The sequence below is a fragment of the Hymenobacter taeanensis genome, assembly GCF_013137895.1.
In the GTDB taxonomy this organism is placed as follows: domain Bacteria; phylum Bacteroidota; class Bacteroidia; order Cytophagales; family Hymenobacteraceae; genus Hymenobacter; species Hymenobacter taeanensis.
Genome location: NZ_CP053538.1, coordinates 992,216 through 1,007,497 on the forward strand (window position 1 = coordinate 992,216; position 15,282 = coordinate 1,007,497).

Below are 15,282 nucleotides of genomic sequence, written 5' to 3' on the forward strand. Positions count from 1 at the left end.
CATAAAATTAAAATTTCCGGGCTGCACTCCCGGCAAAAGCTAGATGAGCCGGCGTATTTACCCGACCACAACAATGCCACCACTTATCATGTATATACATATATTAGCCTCGCGGTAGCTTTCCTGCGTAGCATTAGTAGGTGGCGCCGGGCGCCCAACGAAAATTCTCTTACCCACTTTACCAAACCCAACTTACATGAAAACCCTTGTTCTGTTCTATTCAACCTATGGTCATATCTGGAAAATGGCCGAAGCAGTAGCCGAAGGTGCCCGCCAGGTATCCGGCAACGAGGTAGTGGTAAAGCGCGTGCCCGAAACGCTGCCCCAGGCTATTCTGGACCAGATTGGTGCCACCGAGGCGCAAAAGGCATTTGAGCACATTCCGGTGGCTACGCCTAATGAACTGGAGCAGTACGACGCTATCATCTTTGGTACGCCCACTCGCTACGGCAACCTGTGCGGCCAGATGCAGGCCTTCATGGACTCAACGGGTGGCCTGTGGGCCCAGGGCAAGCTGGTAGGCAAAGTAGGCGGCGTATTTGTGAGCACCGCCACTCAGCACGGCGGCCAAGAAACCACCATTCGTGCCTTCCATACTGAGCTGCTGCACCACGGCTTTGTAATTGTGGGCCTCCCCTACGCCTGGCAGGGTCAGATGGGCCACGAGACCGTAACGGGTGGCACGCCCTACGGCGCCAGCACCGTGGCCGGCGGCCAGGGCGAGCGGCAGCCCAGCGAGAACGAGCTGGAAGGCGCAATTTTCCAGGGTCGGCACACCGCCGAAATTGCCAGCAAGCTAGCCAAGTAAACTTGCCATTTGTTACCACACAAAAAGCCCGACCAGAATACTCTGGTCGGGCTTTTTGTGTGGTAGCTGCCTGGTTCTATAACTGATTATATGCCTTGATAAGGCTGGCGAAAGACTCCCGGTAGGTGTCGCCGATGGGCAGCAGCCGGCCGGCTACCTGCACCTTGCCCCGTTCCAGGTGCTCAATGCGGCTCAGGGCTACCAGGTACGATTTATGGATGCGGGCAAAACGGTCGGGGGGCAGCACTTCCTCTACCCGCCTGAACGACTGCAGCGTGAGCACCTTACCGGTGGTGGTGTAAATCATGAGATACTCCTTCATGCCCTCGATGTAGAGAATATCATTGAAGGCAACGCGCTGCAGCCGGTGCTCGTTTTTCACGAACATGGCATCGGAAGAAGCGGGCTGGTGCTCTGCTGAAGCAACGGGAGCGGGCGCCAGGCCAGTGGCCGCCGGCGCCGCGCTTGCCCCGGCCAGCTGCTGCCGCACCTTCTGCACGGCCTGCAAAAACCGCTCAAAGGCAATGGGCTTCAGCAAATAATCGGCGGCGTTTAGCTCATAGCTGCGCACTGCATACTGGTCATAAGCAGTGGTGAAGATGATTTTCGGGGCGGGCTGCGGCAGTAGCTGCGCCAGCTGCAGGCCAGTGAGGCGCGGCATGTGAATATCCAGAAAAACCAGGTCTACGGGCGTATCCTGCAGGAAAGCTAACCCGGCCAGGGCATCATCAAACTGCCCTTTCAACTCTAGGCCAGGTACCTGCGCGCAGTAGTCGGCCAGCAGGTCGAGAGCCAGGGGTTCATCATCGAGAATAGCGCAGGTCATGGAGTAAGAGTAGAATTAGCGGATAGTTGCCAGACTAATGTGAGGGGGTAAATATACTGGCCCCGGCATTTTGCGCAGGAGTATACCCAGCTGGCAGAGCTTATGCCCGTGAGATGCTCATGCGAGGCCGAACGGTTGCCTGTGGCTGCAAATCTGATTGTGCTAGGCCACTCGCTACGTCTTTTGTTCGCTTTGCAGCGTGAGCGTAACCTGGTGCTGGCCGGGCGGCGTTTGCACCTCTAGCGTGTACCGGCCCGAGTACAGCAACTCCAGGCGGCGGTGCAGGTTCACGAGGCCCACGCCGCCGGGCTGCTTGGGTAAATCACGGGTAGCATCGGGGTCGGCCACATAATTCAGCACCGAAAACCGGATTAACCCACCGGGGTCCAGATTCAGGGTAATATGTACCGCCACTGGCCTGGCGGCCAGGTCGCCGTGCTTGAAAGCGTTTTCTACCAGCGGCAGCAGCAGCAGGGGCGCAATGGGATGGGCGCAGTCGGGTGAGGTACCGCTAATGTCCAGCCGAATGGCATCGGGTGCTGAAGCGGGCAAACGCAGGCGCTGCAAGTCCAGGAAGGCGTTCAGGTGGGCTAGCTCCCGGCTGAGCGGCACGGTATCAGTGCTGCTTTCATAGAGCAGATAACGCATAATTTCAGCCAGGCGCAGTACTGCCTCCGGGGCTTTGTCTGACTTGCGGCTGGTGAGGGAGTAGATGTTGTTGAGCGTATTAAAGAGAAAGTGCGGGTTGATTTGCGTTTTGAGCATGGCTAGCTCCGTGAGCAGCTGTTGGCGCTCCTGCTCCCGGCGGTTACGCTGCCCACGCACGTAGTCGCCGGTGATGCGCAGGGCCGAGCTGCTGCCCACAATGAACGCTCCTATGAATCCGGCAACCAACACGCGCATCCACTCCTCCGAAACAGCCGACTTAGCAGGCTTCACAACGGTAGTAACAGGTTTTTTCTGCCCAGGAGCGGTTTCCGTGACCTGGTAGGCGCGTCCTGCCTTTCTCGGCGACGTGTGGTAGGTTACTTCTCCTATTACCAATGCGTAGGGCGCCACCAGCACTATGGCCAGCAATATGTATTGAACTACCTGGGCCCGGGCCAACGTACGCGGAATAAGCCAGCGCCACGTGAGATAAAACAACGTGGCGGCTCCTATATCTTCCAGTAGCAACCGGCCCAGCAACAACAGCAGCGGCTGCCACTCAGCAGCCGTAGCCGGAAAGTGAGCAAGGGCGGAAACCGGGCCAATGAGCTTTAGGCCATCGAAGGCCAGCAGCCAGAGCCAGAGCAAAGCATGAATTCCGCGGGGTACCCGCCCGGCGTCTGGTGCCGCCGACCAGTTAGTGGGCCGCAACAGGGAGCCGAGCCGGGCCCGCCAGCTCCGCCGGATAGCGGCTTCTTCTGCACTCAGGCCAACAAGCGGTACGGATGATATTTCCATCCCGAAAAATACGAAGCCCACTGTGCGAAGGGCCATCCTTTTCAATCAACCTCCCTGCCCAGACCGCCAACGGCCCTTTACCTCTGGTGAAAGTGGCCTAAGCCAGATCAAGGACTAAGTGGTAGTGTTTGATGGGTAAAACCAGCCGTTACGGGCCTGGTACTTTGCGTTGGTTGAATAGCAGAAAGTAGATATAGAGCCTGCCCTACGTTTGCTCCAGGTTCTCCCATTCTTTCTGTGCTATGGCTACCCCTGCTCTACTCCTGGAAACCCAGGGCCTGTCCTTCCGCTTCGGCAAGCGGCCTATCCTTCACGATATTAACCTGCAAGTACCCACCGGCAGCATCTATGGGTTTCTGGGGCCAAACGGGGCGGGCAAAAGCACCACCATGCGGCTGCTGCTAGGCCTGTTGCGGCCGGCGGCGGGCACCGTGCAGCTGTTTGGGTATGACTTAGCCAAGCACCGGGTGGCCCTGCTCAGCCGGGTGGGGGCCCTCATCGAAAACCCTTCCCTCTACGACCACCTTACCGGGTATGAGAACCTGGAGGCCACGCGCCGCCTGCGGGGCATAGCGGCTTCCCGCACGAGTGAGGTGCTGGAGCTGGTAGGCCTTAGCGCTGAATCGGCGGGGCGCCCCGCCAAGGAGTACTCTTTAGGAATGCGGCAGCGCCTAGGCCTGGCGCTGGCCCTGCTACCCGACCCCGACCTACTGATGCTGGATGAGCCCACCAATGGCCTCGACCCCAACGGTATTATTGAGATGCGGGAGCTGCTACGGCGCCTGCAGGGCCTGGGTAAAACTATTCTGCTCTCCAGCCACCTCATTGCTGAGATTGAAAAAGTAGCCACGCACGTGGGCGTTATTCAGCAAGGCAAGCTGGTATTTCAGGGTAGCCTGCCTGAGCTGCAGCACCTCCAGACTGGCCGGGCCAACCTGGTGCTGGAAACGAAAAGCGCCGATACCTGCCGCAACCTGCTGCCCCAGCTGCTGGCTGAGGCCACTGTTACCGGCCTGGGCTCTTTGCGCCTGCCCTACCACTCCCGCGAGCAGGTAGCCACGCTGGCCGAAGCACTGGTAGCCGCCGGCCAGCCCATTTACGGCTTACGCTCTGAGCAGCCCAGCCTCGAAGACACTTTCCTTCACCTCACTGAAACCAACGCCGCTATATGAGCGCTACCCTACCCTCCGCCGAGTTTGCCGTAGCCCTGCCGGCTGCCCCTTCTCCTCTGCAGCAGCTGCAGCGCACGTTGTCGGGTGATATGCTGAAGCTGCGCCGCACGGCCGCCCTCCGGTTGTCGCTGTTCAGTGGGGTACTGCCCGTACTGCTCACGTTCTGCATTCTTTACTTTAAGGGGCAGTACATCATTAAGGGTGGCGTAAATCCGTGGCCGCAATTTGTGAGCATGGCCTGGCAAACGGCGGGCACCTTGCTGCTGCCCCTGTTTGTGGTGCTACTCACCAGCCTAATTGTAAACATTGAAACTAAATCCAGCGCCTGGAAACACCTGTTTGCGCTGCCAGTGGGCCGCGGCGCGGTGTTCTTTTCTAAGCTGCTGGTACTGCTGGGCCTCAACGCGCTGGCGCTGCTGCTGTTTGTGGCTGCGCTCTTGGGCGCAGGTTTCCTGCTAGGCCTAGTGAAGCCGGGGCTGGGCTTCCAGACCCACCAGGCCCCGCTGCAAACAGTGCTCTGGATGTATGGCCACACCTACGTGGCCACGCTGGGGCTGCTGGCGGTGCAGTATATCGTGAGTTTGTACTGGCGCTCTTTTGTGGTGCCAGTGGGGGTGGGCATGGGCGCAGTGGTAGTCACCATTGCCCTGCTCCGGTGGGAGCACGTCGACAAAATCCCGTACTCGGCACCCCTGGGCACTACCATGCAGATGAAGATGAGCAAGCTTAGTGGCCTGGAGGTTGCGCACACCTTGTTCAGGCACGAGTGGTACAGCCTGGCGTGGTTTGCCGGTGCCCTACTCATTGGGTACGTGCTGCTGCAGCTGCGCCGCGCCGATTAGGTGGCCTAGCTCATCTTTTTCTTCGGCGTAGTGCAACCCTTCTAAGCTCAACGGTGCCTCTGCGCCAGCGTTACCATTCAGTCTTCTATTTCTACCCTTCAGCACCCGCTTCCTACAGCTCAGCTGCTTTTACTTTCTACTTCCTCCTTTTTACCGGCTCTTTGCGAGTGCAATCTGCTTTTCTCCGATGAAAAACGCCTATCTACCGCTATCCTTATTGCTAACGGGCCTGCTTTCGGCCCCTGCTGTAGCCCAAACCACGCCGCCCGCTGGGGCACGCCCAGCCGGTACACCGGGGCAGGCACCCGCTGCTAAGCCCATTTTACCACAAACCTCGCAGGGTGCCGGCCGCCTCACGGGTATTATTCTTGATGCCACTACCAAGAAGCCCGTTGAGTATGCTACCGTAGCTCTGCTGCCCCTGGCTGGCACTACCCCCATTGATGGGACCGTTTGCGATGATCGGGGCCGCTTTACCCTGAAAGGGCTGGCCGCCGGCGCTTACCGGGTGCAGGTGAGCTTTTTGGGCTACACGGCCCGTACTCAGAACGTTACAATTACTGATGGCGCCACCGACCTGGGTACTCTTACACTGGAGTCATCGGCGCAGAAGCTGGGTGAAGTAACCGTAACCGGCGAGCGTGACGTGGTAGAAACCAAGCCCGACCGCATTGTGTACAATGCTGATAAGGATATTACCAACTCGGGGGGTACTGCGGCCGATGTGCTGCGCAAGGTGCCCCTGGTAAACGTGGACCCCGATGGCAACGTGGAGCTGCGCGGTACCAGCAACGTGCGCGTGCTCATCAACAACAAGCCCTCGGGCATTGTAGCCAGCTCGGTGGCTGATGCCATGAAGCAGATTCCGGCCGACCAGATCAAGAGCGTGGAGGTAATTACCACGCCCTCGGCGAAGTACGACGCCGAAGGCACCGGGGGCATTATCAACATCATTCTCAAGAAGAATAACCTCGAAGGGCTGAACGGCTCCGTAGGCCTGGCCGGTGGCACGCGTAGCTCCAATGGCAACGCTACGCTCAACTACCGCAAGGGTAAAGTGGGCCTGAGCAGCTCAGTGAGCGGGTTTGCTTTCTACAGCCCCAACCGCAGTGAGCTGCGCCGCTACCTGCCCCTGACTGCCGGGGGCGAAGCGCTTTCCCTGATGCAGACCGGCAGCGGCAACACCATCGGTGGTGGCGGCTTCGGACGCCTAAGCCTCGACTACGACCCCGCCAAGTACCACAACCTTACGCTGAGCCTGCAGGGCAACCTGTTCCGCAACAGCGGCGACCAGAGCCTCTACAACAACAGCATCTTCCCGGTGCAGCAGGAGTTCCTGCGCGACTTCGACCGCAAGTTTCACACCCAGAGCTACGACTTGAGCGGCAGCTACACCCGCACCTTTGAGCAAAAGCGCCGCGAGTGGAGCGTGCTGGCCCAGCACACCCGCAACCGTAACAACCAGGAGTACGCCCTCGATCAGTTCAACAACACTGGGTTTGGCCTAGGCCCCGAAACCGGCGTTGATTACCGCGAGCAGAGCCTTAACCTGGCTAAGAACCTGGAGACCACCTTGCAAACCGACTACGTGCAGCCCTTCTCGGAGACGGCCACGCTGGAAACGGGCGCTAAAGCCATTCTGCGCCGCGTAAGCAGCGACTACGACGTGTCAGAGGACCAGACCGGTAACGGCCCCCTCATCCGGAGCAATACCCGCTCCAACGTGTTCGACTACGACCAGGATGTACTGTCGGCGTACGGCACCTACGGTTTTAACCTGAGCAAAAAGGTTAGCACCCGCATTGGGGCGCGCGCCGAGAATACACGCATTGATGGCCGCTTTGCCCAACAGCTCAGCGAAAACTCCGGCCTGAAGCAGAATTACACCAACGTGCTGCCAAACGTGAGCCTGAGCTACCAGCCTCAGAACCCCAAGAAGCCGGGGCAAACGGTACGCCTGGCCTACTCTACCCGCATTCAGCGCCCCCAGATTTTCTACCTGAACCCCTTCCGTAACACCACCGATACACTCAACGTGAGCTACGGCAACCCCGAGCTGCGCCCCGAGCTGACGCACAGCTTTGAGCTGAACTACACCACCTTCATCAAAGGCTCGGTAGTTAACATCTCAACCTACGCCCGCCGCACCAATAAGGCCATTGAGTCGTACCGGTTTGTAGATGAGTTTGGCGTTAACAACCAGACTTTCCGCAACATTGGGCGCAACGCTACCTACGGGGTGTCATTATTTACCTCAGTGAAGCCCATTCCTAAGTGGGATGTGAGCGGCAACGTGAACGTGTATTACGTGTCGCTGAAGAGCCCGGCGCTGGGCTTCAACAATGATGGGGTGATGTACAACCTGAACCTGAACTCCAGCTACAAATTTGAGAAGGGCCTGAGCCTGCAGTTCTTTGGTGGCCTCAACTCGCCACGCGTGCAGTTGCAGGGCAAACAAGCCGCCTGGACATTCTACTCCGTGGGCCTGCGCAAAAACCTGCTCAAGGACAAGGCCGACCTGACCCTGAACGCCGACAACTTCCTCACGGCTACCCGCAACCTGAGCATTGAGCTCAACAGCCCCGGCCAATTCCGCCAGGAGAGCAACAACTATATCTACCTGCGTGGGGTGCGCCTGGCCTTCAACTACCGCTTCGGCAAAACCACCACTCAGCCCCAGAAGCGCCGCCGCAGCATCCAGAACGACGACACCAAGCAGGGTGAAAGCACCGGCCAGGGTCAGCAGTAGGTTTTGGGTGATGAAGTGATAGAGTGAAGTATTAGGGTGGCCTAGCGGCTCCGTCATTGCTTCGTCGTACCTCCTCGCAATGACACGTAGGCCACTTCACATTTTCCCATGATACCGTAGCATGTCCATAAAGGCGTCGCGGTAGGTTTCACCGATGGGGAGGGACGTGCCGTGTACTTGCACGCGGGTGCGCTCCACATACTCCAGGTGGCGCAGGCTGATGAGGTACGACTTGTGGATGCGGGCAAAGCGGCCCGGTGGCAACAGCTCCTCCAGCTTCCGAAACGACTGCAGCGTCAGGATTTTGCCGCCGCCGGTGTAGAGCATCAGGTATTCCTTTTGGCCCTCCACGTAGTAAATATCGGCCACTGGCACCCGGCGCAGGCGGTTATCGTGGCGCACGAACAGGGCTTCTCCAGCCAGAACTTCGCCAGGCGCTTCTGGCGCGGACGCGGACGCAGCCGGGAGTGTAGCCGAGTGGCCTAGGGCGGCGCGGGCACGGTGGGCCGCCTGTACAAACCGCTCGAAGGATATTGGCTTCAGCAGATAATCCAGGGCCGGCAGCTCGTAACTCTGCACGGCGTAGTCGGGGTGGGCGGTGGTGAAGATGATGCGCGGGCCGGGCTGGGGCAGTAGCTGCGCCAGCTGTAGGCCAGTCAGGCGTGGCATGTGAATATCCAGGAAAACCACATCTACGGGGTTATCCTGCAGGAAGGCTACGGCGGCCAGCGCATCATGAAACTGCCCTTTCAACTCCAGAAACGGTACCTGTCCGCAGTATTCCGCCATCACCTTCAGGGCCAGATGTTCGTCATCGACGATGGCACAGGTAAGGGGGCGGCGCGAGATGGGTGGTTCCATTTGGTGAAGTTGCGAAGTGGTGAAGTGGTTTGTTGAAAGAGGTCTGCTTAACGAGCTTACAGCTCATCATGCTTGATCTGGCGTCCGCGCAGTCGAAGCACCTCTCCCCCCTCTGACTACTTGCTACCCTGAAATAGCAACGTAGCGAGAGTCGTTTCAGTGACGCCCGGTATAGCGGGCTTGCAGTATTGCCTACCAGGGCTAGGCCAGTGGATGAGAGGCAGGCGCAACAGGGGCCGGAACCTCCTGCGGTACTGGGGTAGCTCTTGAGCTGGCAAGTGTCTTCTTATCCAGTTGCAGCGACATTCTGACGGAATACTCTTCGTTGTTCTCGACTACCACCAAGGCATGGCGCCCAGGGTAGAGCAGGGTAAGGCGGCGCTTGAGGTTTGCCAGGCCTACGCCACCCCGCCCGGGTAGCACTGCGCCGGTGGCAGCCCGGCGGTTGCGCACCGCAAAGTGGAGCTGCCCGTCGTCGGCCAGCTCCAGGGAAAGGCGCACCACATGAGGCCTAGCGGCTAGGTCGCCGTGCTTGAAGGCGTTTTCTACCAGCGGCAACAGCAGCATGGGCGGCAGCTGGTAGGCGTGCTCGGCGCCCGGCGGCAGCAGTATGGTGAGCTGGATGGCTTCGTCGGCCTCATCAGGTGGTAGGCGCAGGTGCTGCAGCGTCAGGAAGCTTTGCAGGTGGCTGATTTCGCGGGCCAGCGGCACGGTATCGGCGGCGCTGTCGTAGAGCTGGTAGCGCATCAGCTCCGAGAGGCGCAGCACTGCCTCGGGGGCCTGCGGCGAGGCATTCAGCGTGAGGGAATAGATGTTGTTGAGCGTGTTGAACAGAAAGTGCGGGTGCAGCTGGGTTTTGAGCAGGGCCAACTCCGTGCGCAGGTGCTGCTGTTCCAGCTCGCGCCGGTCGTCCCGCTCGCGGAGATAGTCGCCGGCCAGCCGCAGGAAAAAGCTTAGCAGCAGAATCTGCCCGCCCAGCAGCAGGTAGTAGGCCTGCAGCACCTGCACGTAGTAGGCCAGCGTTTGGGGCACGCCCTGAATTTTCACTTCCTCAAAGGCATAGCTCAAGCCAATACGTAGGGCGGTGAACGTGGCCAGCCCCAAAACTAGCGTGAGGAAGTAGCCCGGCAGCCGCGTCCGGACGAACAGGTGCGGCATCAGGAGCCAGTTCAGATAGAACAGACCTGAGTCGAGCACGTCGGTGAGGATGGCGTTGAGCCAGAAGTGCTCTTCGAGGGCGGGCAGGAACGGGCCTACGCGCAGCAGCCGCAGCTGCACATCAAAGTACAGCAACAGGCCTAGCCATACTAAGTGCGGCCAGGGCAGGCTCTTCAGGAACCGGGGAAGTTGCAGAGGGCGGCGGGCCGAGGAGAAAGAAGTACGCATGCGCAAGTTGGGGGCACTACACGCCTTCCAGCTCTAAAGTAAGTATTAGTAGGCCAGTGCCCCGCTCTTTTCAACCAGCAGCACCCAAGCTTCAATCAATGTGGTGATGGCATCAGCGAAATACCGGGCAGATAGCTTGCTGGGCTACTTCATCATGCTGGTATGAGCAGAAGTGGGTTTAGTAGAAGGGCAGGATGCCGTTGGTTGAATTTATAAGAGTCTCAGAAGAAATAAGCTCTACGTTTGATTCACTGTGCCACCAATTAGCGTGCGGGCTGCTCTACTCTGCAACCATTCTATTTTTTTAGCCTATTCCTTTTTAGATGAAGCCATTCATTACGCTAATGTTGCTGGCGTTGCTGCCGGCCGCAGCTGCCCACGCGCAAACCGTCACCCCTATCCCCGCTTCGGCGTCAGCCCCCAAGGGCACCAGCCGCCTGACCGGGCGCGTGCTGGATGCCGCTACTCAAAAGCCCATAGAGTACGCCACCGTGGCTTTATTGCCGGCCACGGGCACCGCGCCGCTCACCGGCGCTACCTGCGATGAGCAGGGCCGCTTTGAGCTCAAGGAGTTGCCTACGGGCTCCTTTCGGCTACAAATCAGCTTTGTGGGGTACGCTACGCGGCTAGAAGCGGTAACCCTCACTGGCGCTGCCACTGAGCTGGGCAGCCTTACACTAACGGCCTCGGCCCAAAATCTGGCCGGTGTAACTGTAACGGGTGAAAAGCCCATCGTGGAAAACAAGCCCGACCGCCTGGTGTACAATGCCGAGCAGGACCCCAGCAATACCGGTGGCACGGCGGCCGACATTTTGCGCAAAACCCCCTTAGTGAACCTCGATGGGGAAGGTAACGTGCAGCTGCGCGGTACCAGTAACGTGCGCATTCTTATCAACAACAAGCCCTCGGCCCTGCTCGCTGGTAACCTAGCAGATGCGCTGAAACAGATTCCGGCCGACCAGATTAAGGCCATTGAGGTAGTTACGGCCCCCTCAGCCAAGTATGATGCCGAAGGCTCAGGCGGCGTAATCAATATTGTGCTGAAGAAAAACAGCCTACAGGGCATAAGTGGCAACATAGGGGCCAACGGCGGCAACCGCAACCAGGGCATAAATGGCGCGCTCAACGCGAAGCAGGGCGTAGTTGGAATCAACACTAAGCTCAGCGGTTTCCGCAGCCTCTACCCCTTTAAGAGCAGCACCAACCGCACCAGCTACCTGCCTGACGGCACCACGGGCCAGCTTACGGAGCGCACTACCTCGCGCAACCAGGGCCAGGGCGGCTACGGGCAGGTTGAACTCACCTACGACCCCTCTCCCCAACACAGCTTCACCATCAGCGGCAACAGCAACCTGTATAAGAACAACGCCCCGCAGGAGCTCTTCAACCAATATATAGGCCAGCCCCAGCTGGATACGCTGTACACCCGCGACATCAGCCGCCGCGACGACAGCCGCAACTACGACCTGAACGCGGGCTACACGCGCACTTTTGGGGAGAAACAGCCACGCCGCGAGTGGAGCGTGCTGGCCCAGCATACCAGCAGCCGCAGCCGCGAGCAGTATCGCCTCAACCAGTTCCCGACTAGTGATTTCAGAGGCCCCGTTGAGTACCAGGAAGCCAGCCACAATCTTGCTCGCAACCTCGAAACCACCCTCCAGACCGACTATACTCACCCGTTTGGGGAGAAGAACACGCTGGAGGCAGGCGCTAAGCACATCCGTCGGCAGGCCAGCAGCGACTATACCGTGGATACGTTACTGGCCAGTGAACAAACAGCTTTTGTCCGTAGCGCCCTGCGCTCAAACCGCTTTAACTACCACCAGAACGTGCTGGCGGCCTACGGTACCTATAACGTTGCGGTGGGTAAGAAATACGCCCTGAGCCTAGGTACGCGCCTGGAGCGCACCGCCATTGAGGGCGAGTTTCAGAATGAAGAAGGTAGCTTTCAAAACAACTACCTGAACGTGCTGCCCAACCTGAGCGCCACCCGCACGCTGAAGAAAGAAGGCCAAACGGTACGCCTGAGCTATTCACGCCGCATCCAGCGCCCTCAGATTTACTTCCTGAACCCGTATGTGAACCAGGTTACTCCTAACTCGGTAAACTTCGGCAACCCTGAGCTGCGCCCCGAAATTGCGGACTTGGCGGAGCTTACGTACAGCACCTTCGGCGAGAAAACGTCCTTCAACGCTTCGGGCTTCGTGCGGCGCACGGGCAACTCCATTGAGCGCTATAGCCAGTATAATGAAACGTTGGCTCGCAACGAGACAACCTACGGCAACTTGGCCACGGCCTCTGTTTATGGCGTGAACCTGTATGGCTCCTGGAAGCCCCTCCAAGACTGGGACCTGAGCAGCAACCTAAGCGCCGACTACACCACCCTGCGCAGCCGCATACTAAGCCGCCCCAACCGCCGGGCCAGCATGTATATGAGCATAAACTCCTCTTATAAACTGGGCAAGAACTACACCCTGCAAGGCTACGGCGGCTTCTGGACGGGTGGGGTGCAGCTCCAAACGCGCTACTCCGGGGGCTTGTACTATGGCCTGAGCGCGAAGAAACTGCTGCTCGCGGAAAAAGCCGACCTCACGCTGGGCCTAAACAACTTTCTGGCCCCCGGCCGCGAGTTTCGCAGCACCACCATTACGCCTGATTTCATCAATCAGGGCAGCTTTTACTCTTACCAGCGCTCCGTACGGCTCTCCTTCAACTACCGCTTCGGCAAACTAGATGGCGGTCAGCGCCAGCGTAAAACCATCCGCAACGACGACTCTAAAGGTGGCGGCGGTGGCCAGGGGCAACAATAAGGGAGTGAGCGAGTGAGTACAGTGGATTAGGGTGTTATAACTTCGTATTCCAGATTTTCCAGGCCTCTTCAGCTTGGATGCAGAGCATCTCAAACCCGTTTTTAGCTTGCGCTCCTACGGCTAAACCGCGCTTCATGAATTCGGTTTCGCGGGGGTTGTAGATCAGGTCGTAGAGGTAATGCTGGCTCGTGAGCGTGTCGTACGGGATGGGTGGGCACTCGTGCTCATCGGGGAAGGTACCCAAGGGGGTGGTATTAATGATGAGCGGATGCTCGCGCATGACCTCCGGCGTGAGGTCGTCGTAGGTAAGGCCCTGGCCTAGCGGGTTGCGTGAAACCACCCAGTACCCGATTTCCAGGTCGCGGAGAGCAACCTCTACGGCTTTAGAGCCGCCCCCGCTGCCCAGCACCAGCGCCCGACCGGTAAAGCCCGGCGGCAGAAAGGTTTTGACTGAATCGCGGAAGCCCACCATATCGGTATTATGCCCAATGAGGTACCCATCCTGCGTGAACTCAATGGTATTGATGGCCCCTACGCGCGCGGCTGAAGGAGCCACTCTGGTTAGAAATGGCCACACCTTTTCTTTGTAGGGAATGGTCACATTCAGTCCGCAGAGGTTCGGGTGCTCGTTTAGCAGTGCCGGCAACTCTTCAATCGTCCCTAATTCAAACAACTCGTACTGGTGGTCGGCCAGGTCGAGGTTATGAAATTTTTGGGTGAAATACGTTTGAGAAAACGAGTGCCGCAGGGTACGACCAATCAAGCCAAATTCACGCATATAGAAAGCACTGGGGTCAACTTCGTTAAAGCAACAAAAAAACCACCCCGGCCCAAAGCCTGCGGGTGGTTTTTTATTTTTCAGGTAACTCAAGCGTTTGCTCCCGGGTTACTGTGGCAGCGGTAGGCCACTGCTGCCGGGTAGGGAACTTGCTTACGCCACCGGTGCGCGACGCGCCTTGAAAAACTCCCATACCGCCGGCAGCACCGACAGTACAATGATGGCTACAACTACCAGTGAGAAGTTTTTCTGCACGAAAGGCATGGAGCCAAAGAAGTAGCCGGCTCCAGTAAGGAGTAGCACCCAGGCCACGGCCCCCACCAGGTTGTACGATAGAAACTTGGTGTAGCTCATGGTACCTACGCCCGCCACAAACGGCGCAAACGTGCGGATAATTGGGATAAAGCGGGCCAGAATAATAGTTTTGGCTCCGTGCTTCTGATAGAAGGCCTGGGTTTTCTCGAGGTGCTCACGCTTCAGAAAACGCGAGTTGCCGCTGAATACCCGCGGCCCCAGATAGTCGCCGATATGGTAATTGAGTGCATCGCCGAGTACGGCCGCCAGAATGAGCAGCCCCATCAGGGCCCACACGTTGAGGGGTGAGCCGGGCAGTGCGGCTAAAGAGCCTGCTGCAAACAGCAGTGAGTCGCCGGGCAGGAAGGGCAGCACTACTACGCCCGTTTCCACGAAAATGATGAGGAAAAGAATGGCGTAGGTCCAGGTTCCATAGTCCTGAATCAGAGCAGCTAAATGCTTATCCAGGTGCAGGACGAAATCAACAATTTCCATAGAGTGAGGTTTGAGCCTGCAAAGAAAGCACTTGGCTGCTAAACCACCGGCACCACTGCGGGTGCATACATGAAATAGGTAGGCGCCTAGGCCACCCTGCGCAGAATGTAGAGCAGGTTCAGTAGCTCTACTTCCACTTCTTTTACTTCAAAACCATGCTGAGCCCAGTAGCTGTCGGCGGGCTGCTGGTCAATCAGGACGGAGTTAGCAGTAAGGCTATTAAACAGCACACGCCCGTTAGGCTGCACCACGCGCGCTATATGCTCCCAGAAGCTGCCAGAGCTGAGGCCCGTTGGCAGGGTCAGGTCCAGGAACAAGTCAATAATAATCAGGTCAAAACTCTGCTCGGGCGCAGTCGGCACCCACGCAAAGGCATCGGCACATACAATGTGCAGTGTTTCGTCGGAACGCACATTGAACTCCTCGTCGGCAATCTGCACAATCACGGGGTCAAGTTCTACGGCCGTAATATCCCCCTTAAAAGCCGGCGTTTTCCGAAGCACCTCCACCACGCTGCCTCCTCCCAGGCCCAGCACCAGTACTTGCTTGGCCGTTTCGGGTTGGGTGAACTGCAGGCCGTAGCGCAATACCCGCTGCAAAGAGCCATAAGAATAGTTAGCGTGGGCGGTGTCCAGGGTTTTGTGGCCGTGGTCCATCGTAATTTCTACTGTTCCGCTGTACGCCGTCTTTACCCGGCGCGTAAGCGGCATGGCGTAGCTAACTATTCGGCGCAATGAGGCAAGCAACTGGTTCATGAGCCCCAAGGTACGGCAGCTACCACGCAAAAGGGGCCTAAAGCGCAGGTTCTGCGCTCT

The 15,282-nt window shown here is 58.4% G+C and carries 12 protein-coding genes; 5 read left to right on the forward strand and 7 right to left on the reverse strand.

Annotation, left to right across the window (positions count from 1 at the left end; genetic code table 11):
• Nucleotides 1–196 precede the first annotated feature (196 nt).
• Nucleotides 197–808: an NAD(P)H:quinone oxidoreductase gene (gene wrbA / locus HMJ29_RS04305; RefSeq protein ID WP_171590309.1), complete on the forward strand. Its 612-nt coding sequence runs from the start codon at nucleotides 197–199 to the stop codon at nucleotides 806–808.
• 76 nt (nucleotides 809–884) lie between these two features.
• Here wrbA and HMJ29_RS04310 read toward each other — a convergent pair whose 3' ends face one another.
• Nucleotides 885–1,634: a LytR/AlgR family response regulator transcription factor gene (locus tag HMJ29_RS04310; RefSeq protein WP_171590310.1), complete on the reverse strand. Its 750-nt coding sequence runs from the start codon at nucleotides 1,632–1,634 to the stop codon at nucleotides 885–887.
• 174 nt (nucleotides 1,635–1,808) lie between these two features.
• Nucleotides 1,809–3,116, reverse strand: a complete 1,308-nt coding sequence (locus tag HMJ29_RS04315) for a histidine kinase (protein ID WP_171590311.1) — start codon at nucleotides 3,114–3,116, stop codon at nucleotides 1,809–1,811.
• A gap of 206 nt (nucleotides 3,117–3,322) precedes the next feature.
• Here HMJ29_RS04315 and HMJ29_RS04320 point away from each other — a divergent pair, with 206 nt between their 5' ends.
• The 3 genes from HMJ29_RS04320 (at nucleotide 3,323) to HMJ29_RS04330 (ending at nucleotide 7,843) form a co-directional block, all read left to right on the forward strand.
• Entirely contained in the window at nucleotides 3,323–4,252 is a 930-nt protein-coding gene (locus tag HMJ29_RS04320) for an ABC transporter ATP-binding protein (protein ID WP_171590312.1), read from the forward strand.
• Nucleotides 4,249–5,094: an ABC transporter permease gene (locus tag HMJ29_RS04325; RefSeq protein WP_171590313.1), complete on the forward strand. Its 846-nt coding sequence runs from the start codon at nucleotides 4,249–4,251 to the stop codon at nucleotides 5,092–5,094. Before HMJ29_RS04320 ends, HMJ29_RS04325 begins: the two co-directional genes overlap by 4 nt.
• A 187-nt stretch (nucleotides 5,095–5,281) precedes the next feature.
• Nucleotides 5,282–7,843: a TonB-dependent receptor gene (locus HMJ29_RS04330; protein WP_171590314.1), complete on the forward strand. Its 2,562-nt coding sequence runs from the start codon at nucleotides 5,282–5,284 to the stop codon at nucleotides 7,841–7,843.
• Nucleotides 7,844–7,939: 96 nt separating this feature from the next.
• Here the strand turns inward: HMJ29_RS04330 and HMJ29_RS04335 are convergent, their stop codons facing one another.
• Both HMJ29_RS04335 and HMJ29_RS04340 read right to left on the reverse strand, forming a co-directional pair.
• Nucleotides 7,940–8,704, reverse strand: a complete 765-nt coding sequence (locus tag HMJ29_RS04335; protein WP_171590315.1) for a LytR/AlgR family response regulator transcription factor — start codon at nucleotides 8,702–8,704, stop codon at nucleotides 7,940–7,942.
• A gap of 201 nt (nucleotides 8,705–8,905) precedes the next feature.
• Nucleotides 8,906–10,090: a sensor histidine kinase gene (locus tag HMJ29_RS04340; RefSeq protein WP_171590316.1), complete on the reverse strand. Its 1,185-nt coding sequence runs from the start codon at nucleotides 10,088–10,090 to the stop codon at nucleotides 8,906–8,908.
• A 323-nt stretch (nucleotides 10,091–10,413) separates the two neighbouring features.
• Here HMJ29_RS04340 and HMJ29_RS04345 point away from each other — a divergent pair, with 323 nt between their 5' ends.
• Nucleotides 10,414–12,900: a TonB-dependent receptor gene (locus tag HMJ29_RS04345; RefSeq protein ID WP_171590317.1), complete on the forward strand. Its 2,487-nt coding sequence runs from the start codon at nucleotides 10,414–10,416 to the stop codon at nucleotides 12,898–12,900.
• A gap of 34 nt (nucleotides 12,901–12,934) precedes the next feature.
• On the opposite strand, the gene HMJ29_RS04350 is transcribed toward HMJ29_RS04345, so the two are convergent.
• From HMJ29_RS04350 to HMJ29_RS04360, 3 genes are all read right to left on the reverse strand, one after another.
• Nucleotides 12,935–13,678 (reverse strand): shikimate dehydrogenase family protein, encoded by a 744-nt coding sequence (locus tag HMJ29_RS04350; protein ID WP_171590318.1) that lies wholly within the window; start codon nucleotides 13,676–13,678, stop codon nucleotides 12,935–12,937.
• A gap of 153 nt (nucleotides 13,679–13,831) precedes the next feature.
• Nucleotides 13,832–14,467, reverse strand: a complete 636-nt coding sequence (locus HMJ29_RS04355; RefSeq protein ID WP_171590319.1) for a DedA family protein — start codon at nucleotides 14,465–14,467, stop codon at nucleotides 13,832–13,834.
• An 86-nt stretch (nucleotides 14,468–14,553) separates the two neighbouring features.
• Nucleotides 14,554–15,222 carry a spermidine synthase gene (locus HMJ29_RS04360; RefSeq protein WP_171590320.1) on the reverse strand — a complete coding sequence of 223 codons (669 nt, stop codon included), beginning with the start codon at nucleotides 15,220–15,222 and terminating at the stop codon, nucleotides 14,554–14,556.
• Nucleotides 15,223–15,282: the final 60 nt, after the last annotated feature.

Coding starts and splice junctions, on each gene's coding strand:
- wrbA (WP_171590309.1), top strand. CDS start 197: ATGAAAACCCTTGTTCTGTTCTATTCAACCTATGGTCATATCTGGAAA.
- HMJ29_RS04310 (WP_171590310.1), bottom strand. CDS start 1,634: ATGACCTGCGCTATTCTCGATGATGAACCCCTGGCTCTCGACCTGCTG.
- HMJ29_RS04315 (WP_171590311.1), bottom strand. CDS start 3,116: ATGGCCCTTCGCACAGTGGGCTTCGTATTTTTCGGGATGGAAATATCA.
- HMJ29_RS04320 (WP_171590312.1), top strand. CDS start 3,323: ATGGCTACCCCTGCTCTACTCCTGGAAACCCAGGGCCTGTCCTTCCGC.
- HMJ29_RS04325 (WP_171590313.1), top strand. CDS start 4,249: ATGAGCGCTACCCTACCCTCCGCCGAGTTTGCCGTAGCCCTGCCGGCT.
- HMJ29_RS04330 (WP_171590314.1), top strand. CDS start 5,282: ATGAAAAACGCCTATCTACCGCTATCCTTATTGCTAACGGGCCTGCTT.
- HMJ29_RS04335 (WP_171590315.1), bottom strand. CDS start 8,704: ATGGAACCACCCATCTCGCGCCGCCCCCTTACCTGTGCCATCGTCGAT.
- HMJ29_RS04340 (WP_171590316.1), bottom strand. CDS start 10,090: ATGCGTACTTCTTTCTCCTCGGCCCGCCGCCCTCTGCAACTTCCCCGG.
- HMJ29_RS04345 (WP_171590317.1), top strand. CDS start 10,414: ATGAAGCCATTCATTACGCTAATGTTGCTGGCGTTGCTGCCGGCCGCA.
- HMJ29_RS04350 (WP_171590318.1), bottom strand. CDS start 13,678: ATGCGTGAATTTGGCTTGATTGGTCGTACCCTGCGGCACTCGTTTTCT.
- HMJ29_RS04355 (WP_171590319.1), bottom strand. CDS start 14,467: ATGGAAATTGTTGATTTCGTCCTGCACCTGGATAAGCATTTAGCTGCT.
- HMJ29_RS04360 (WP_171590320.1), bottom strand. CDS start 15,222: ATGAACCAGTTGCTTGCCTCATTGCGCCGAATAGTTAGCTACGCCATG.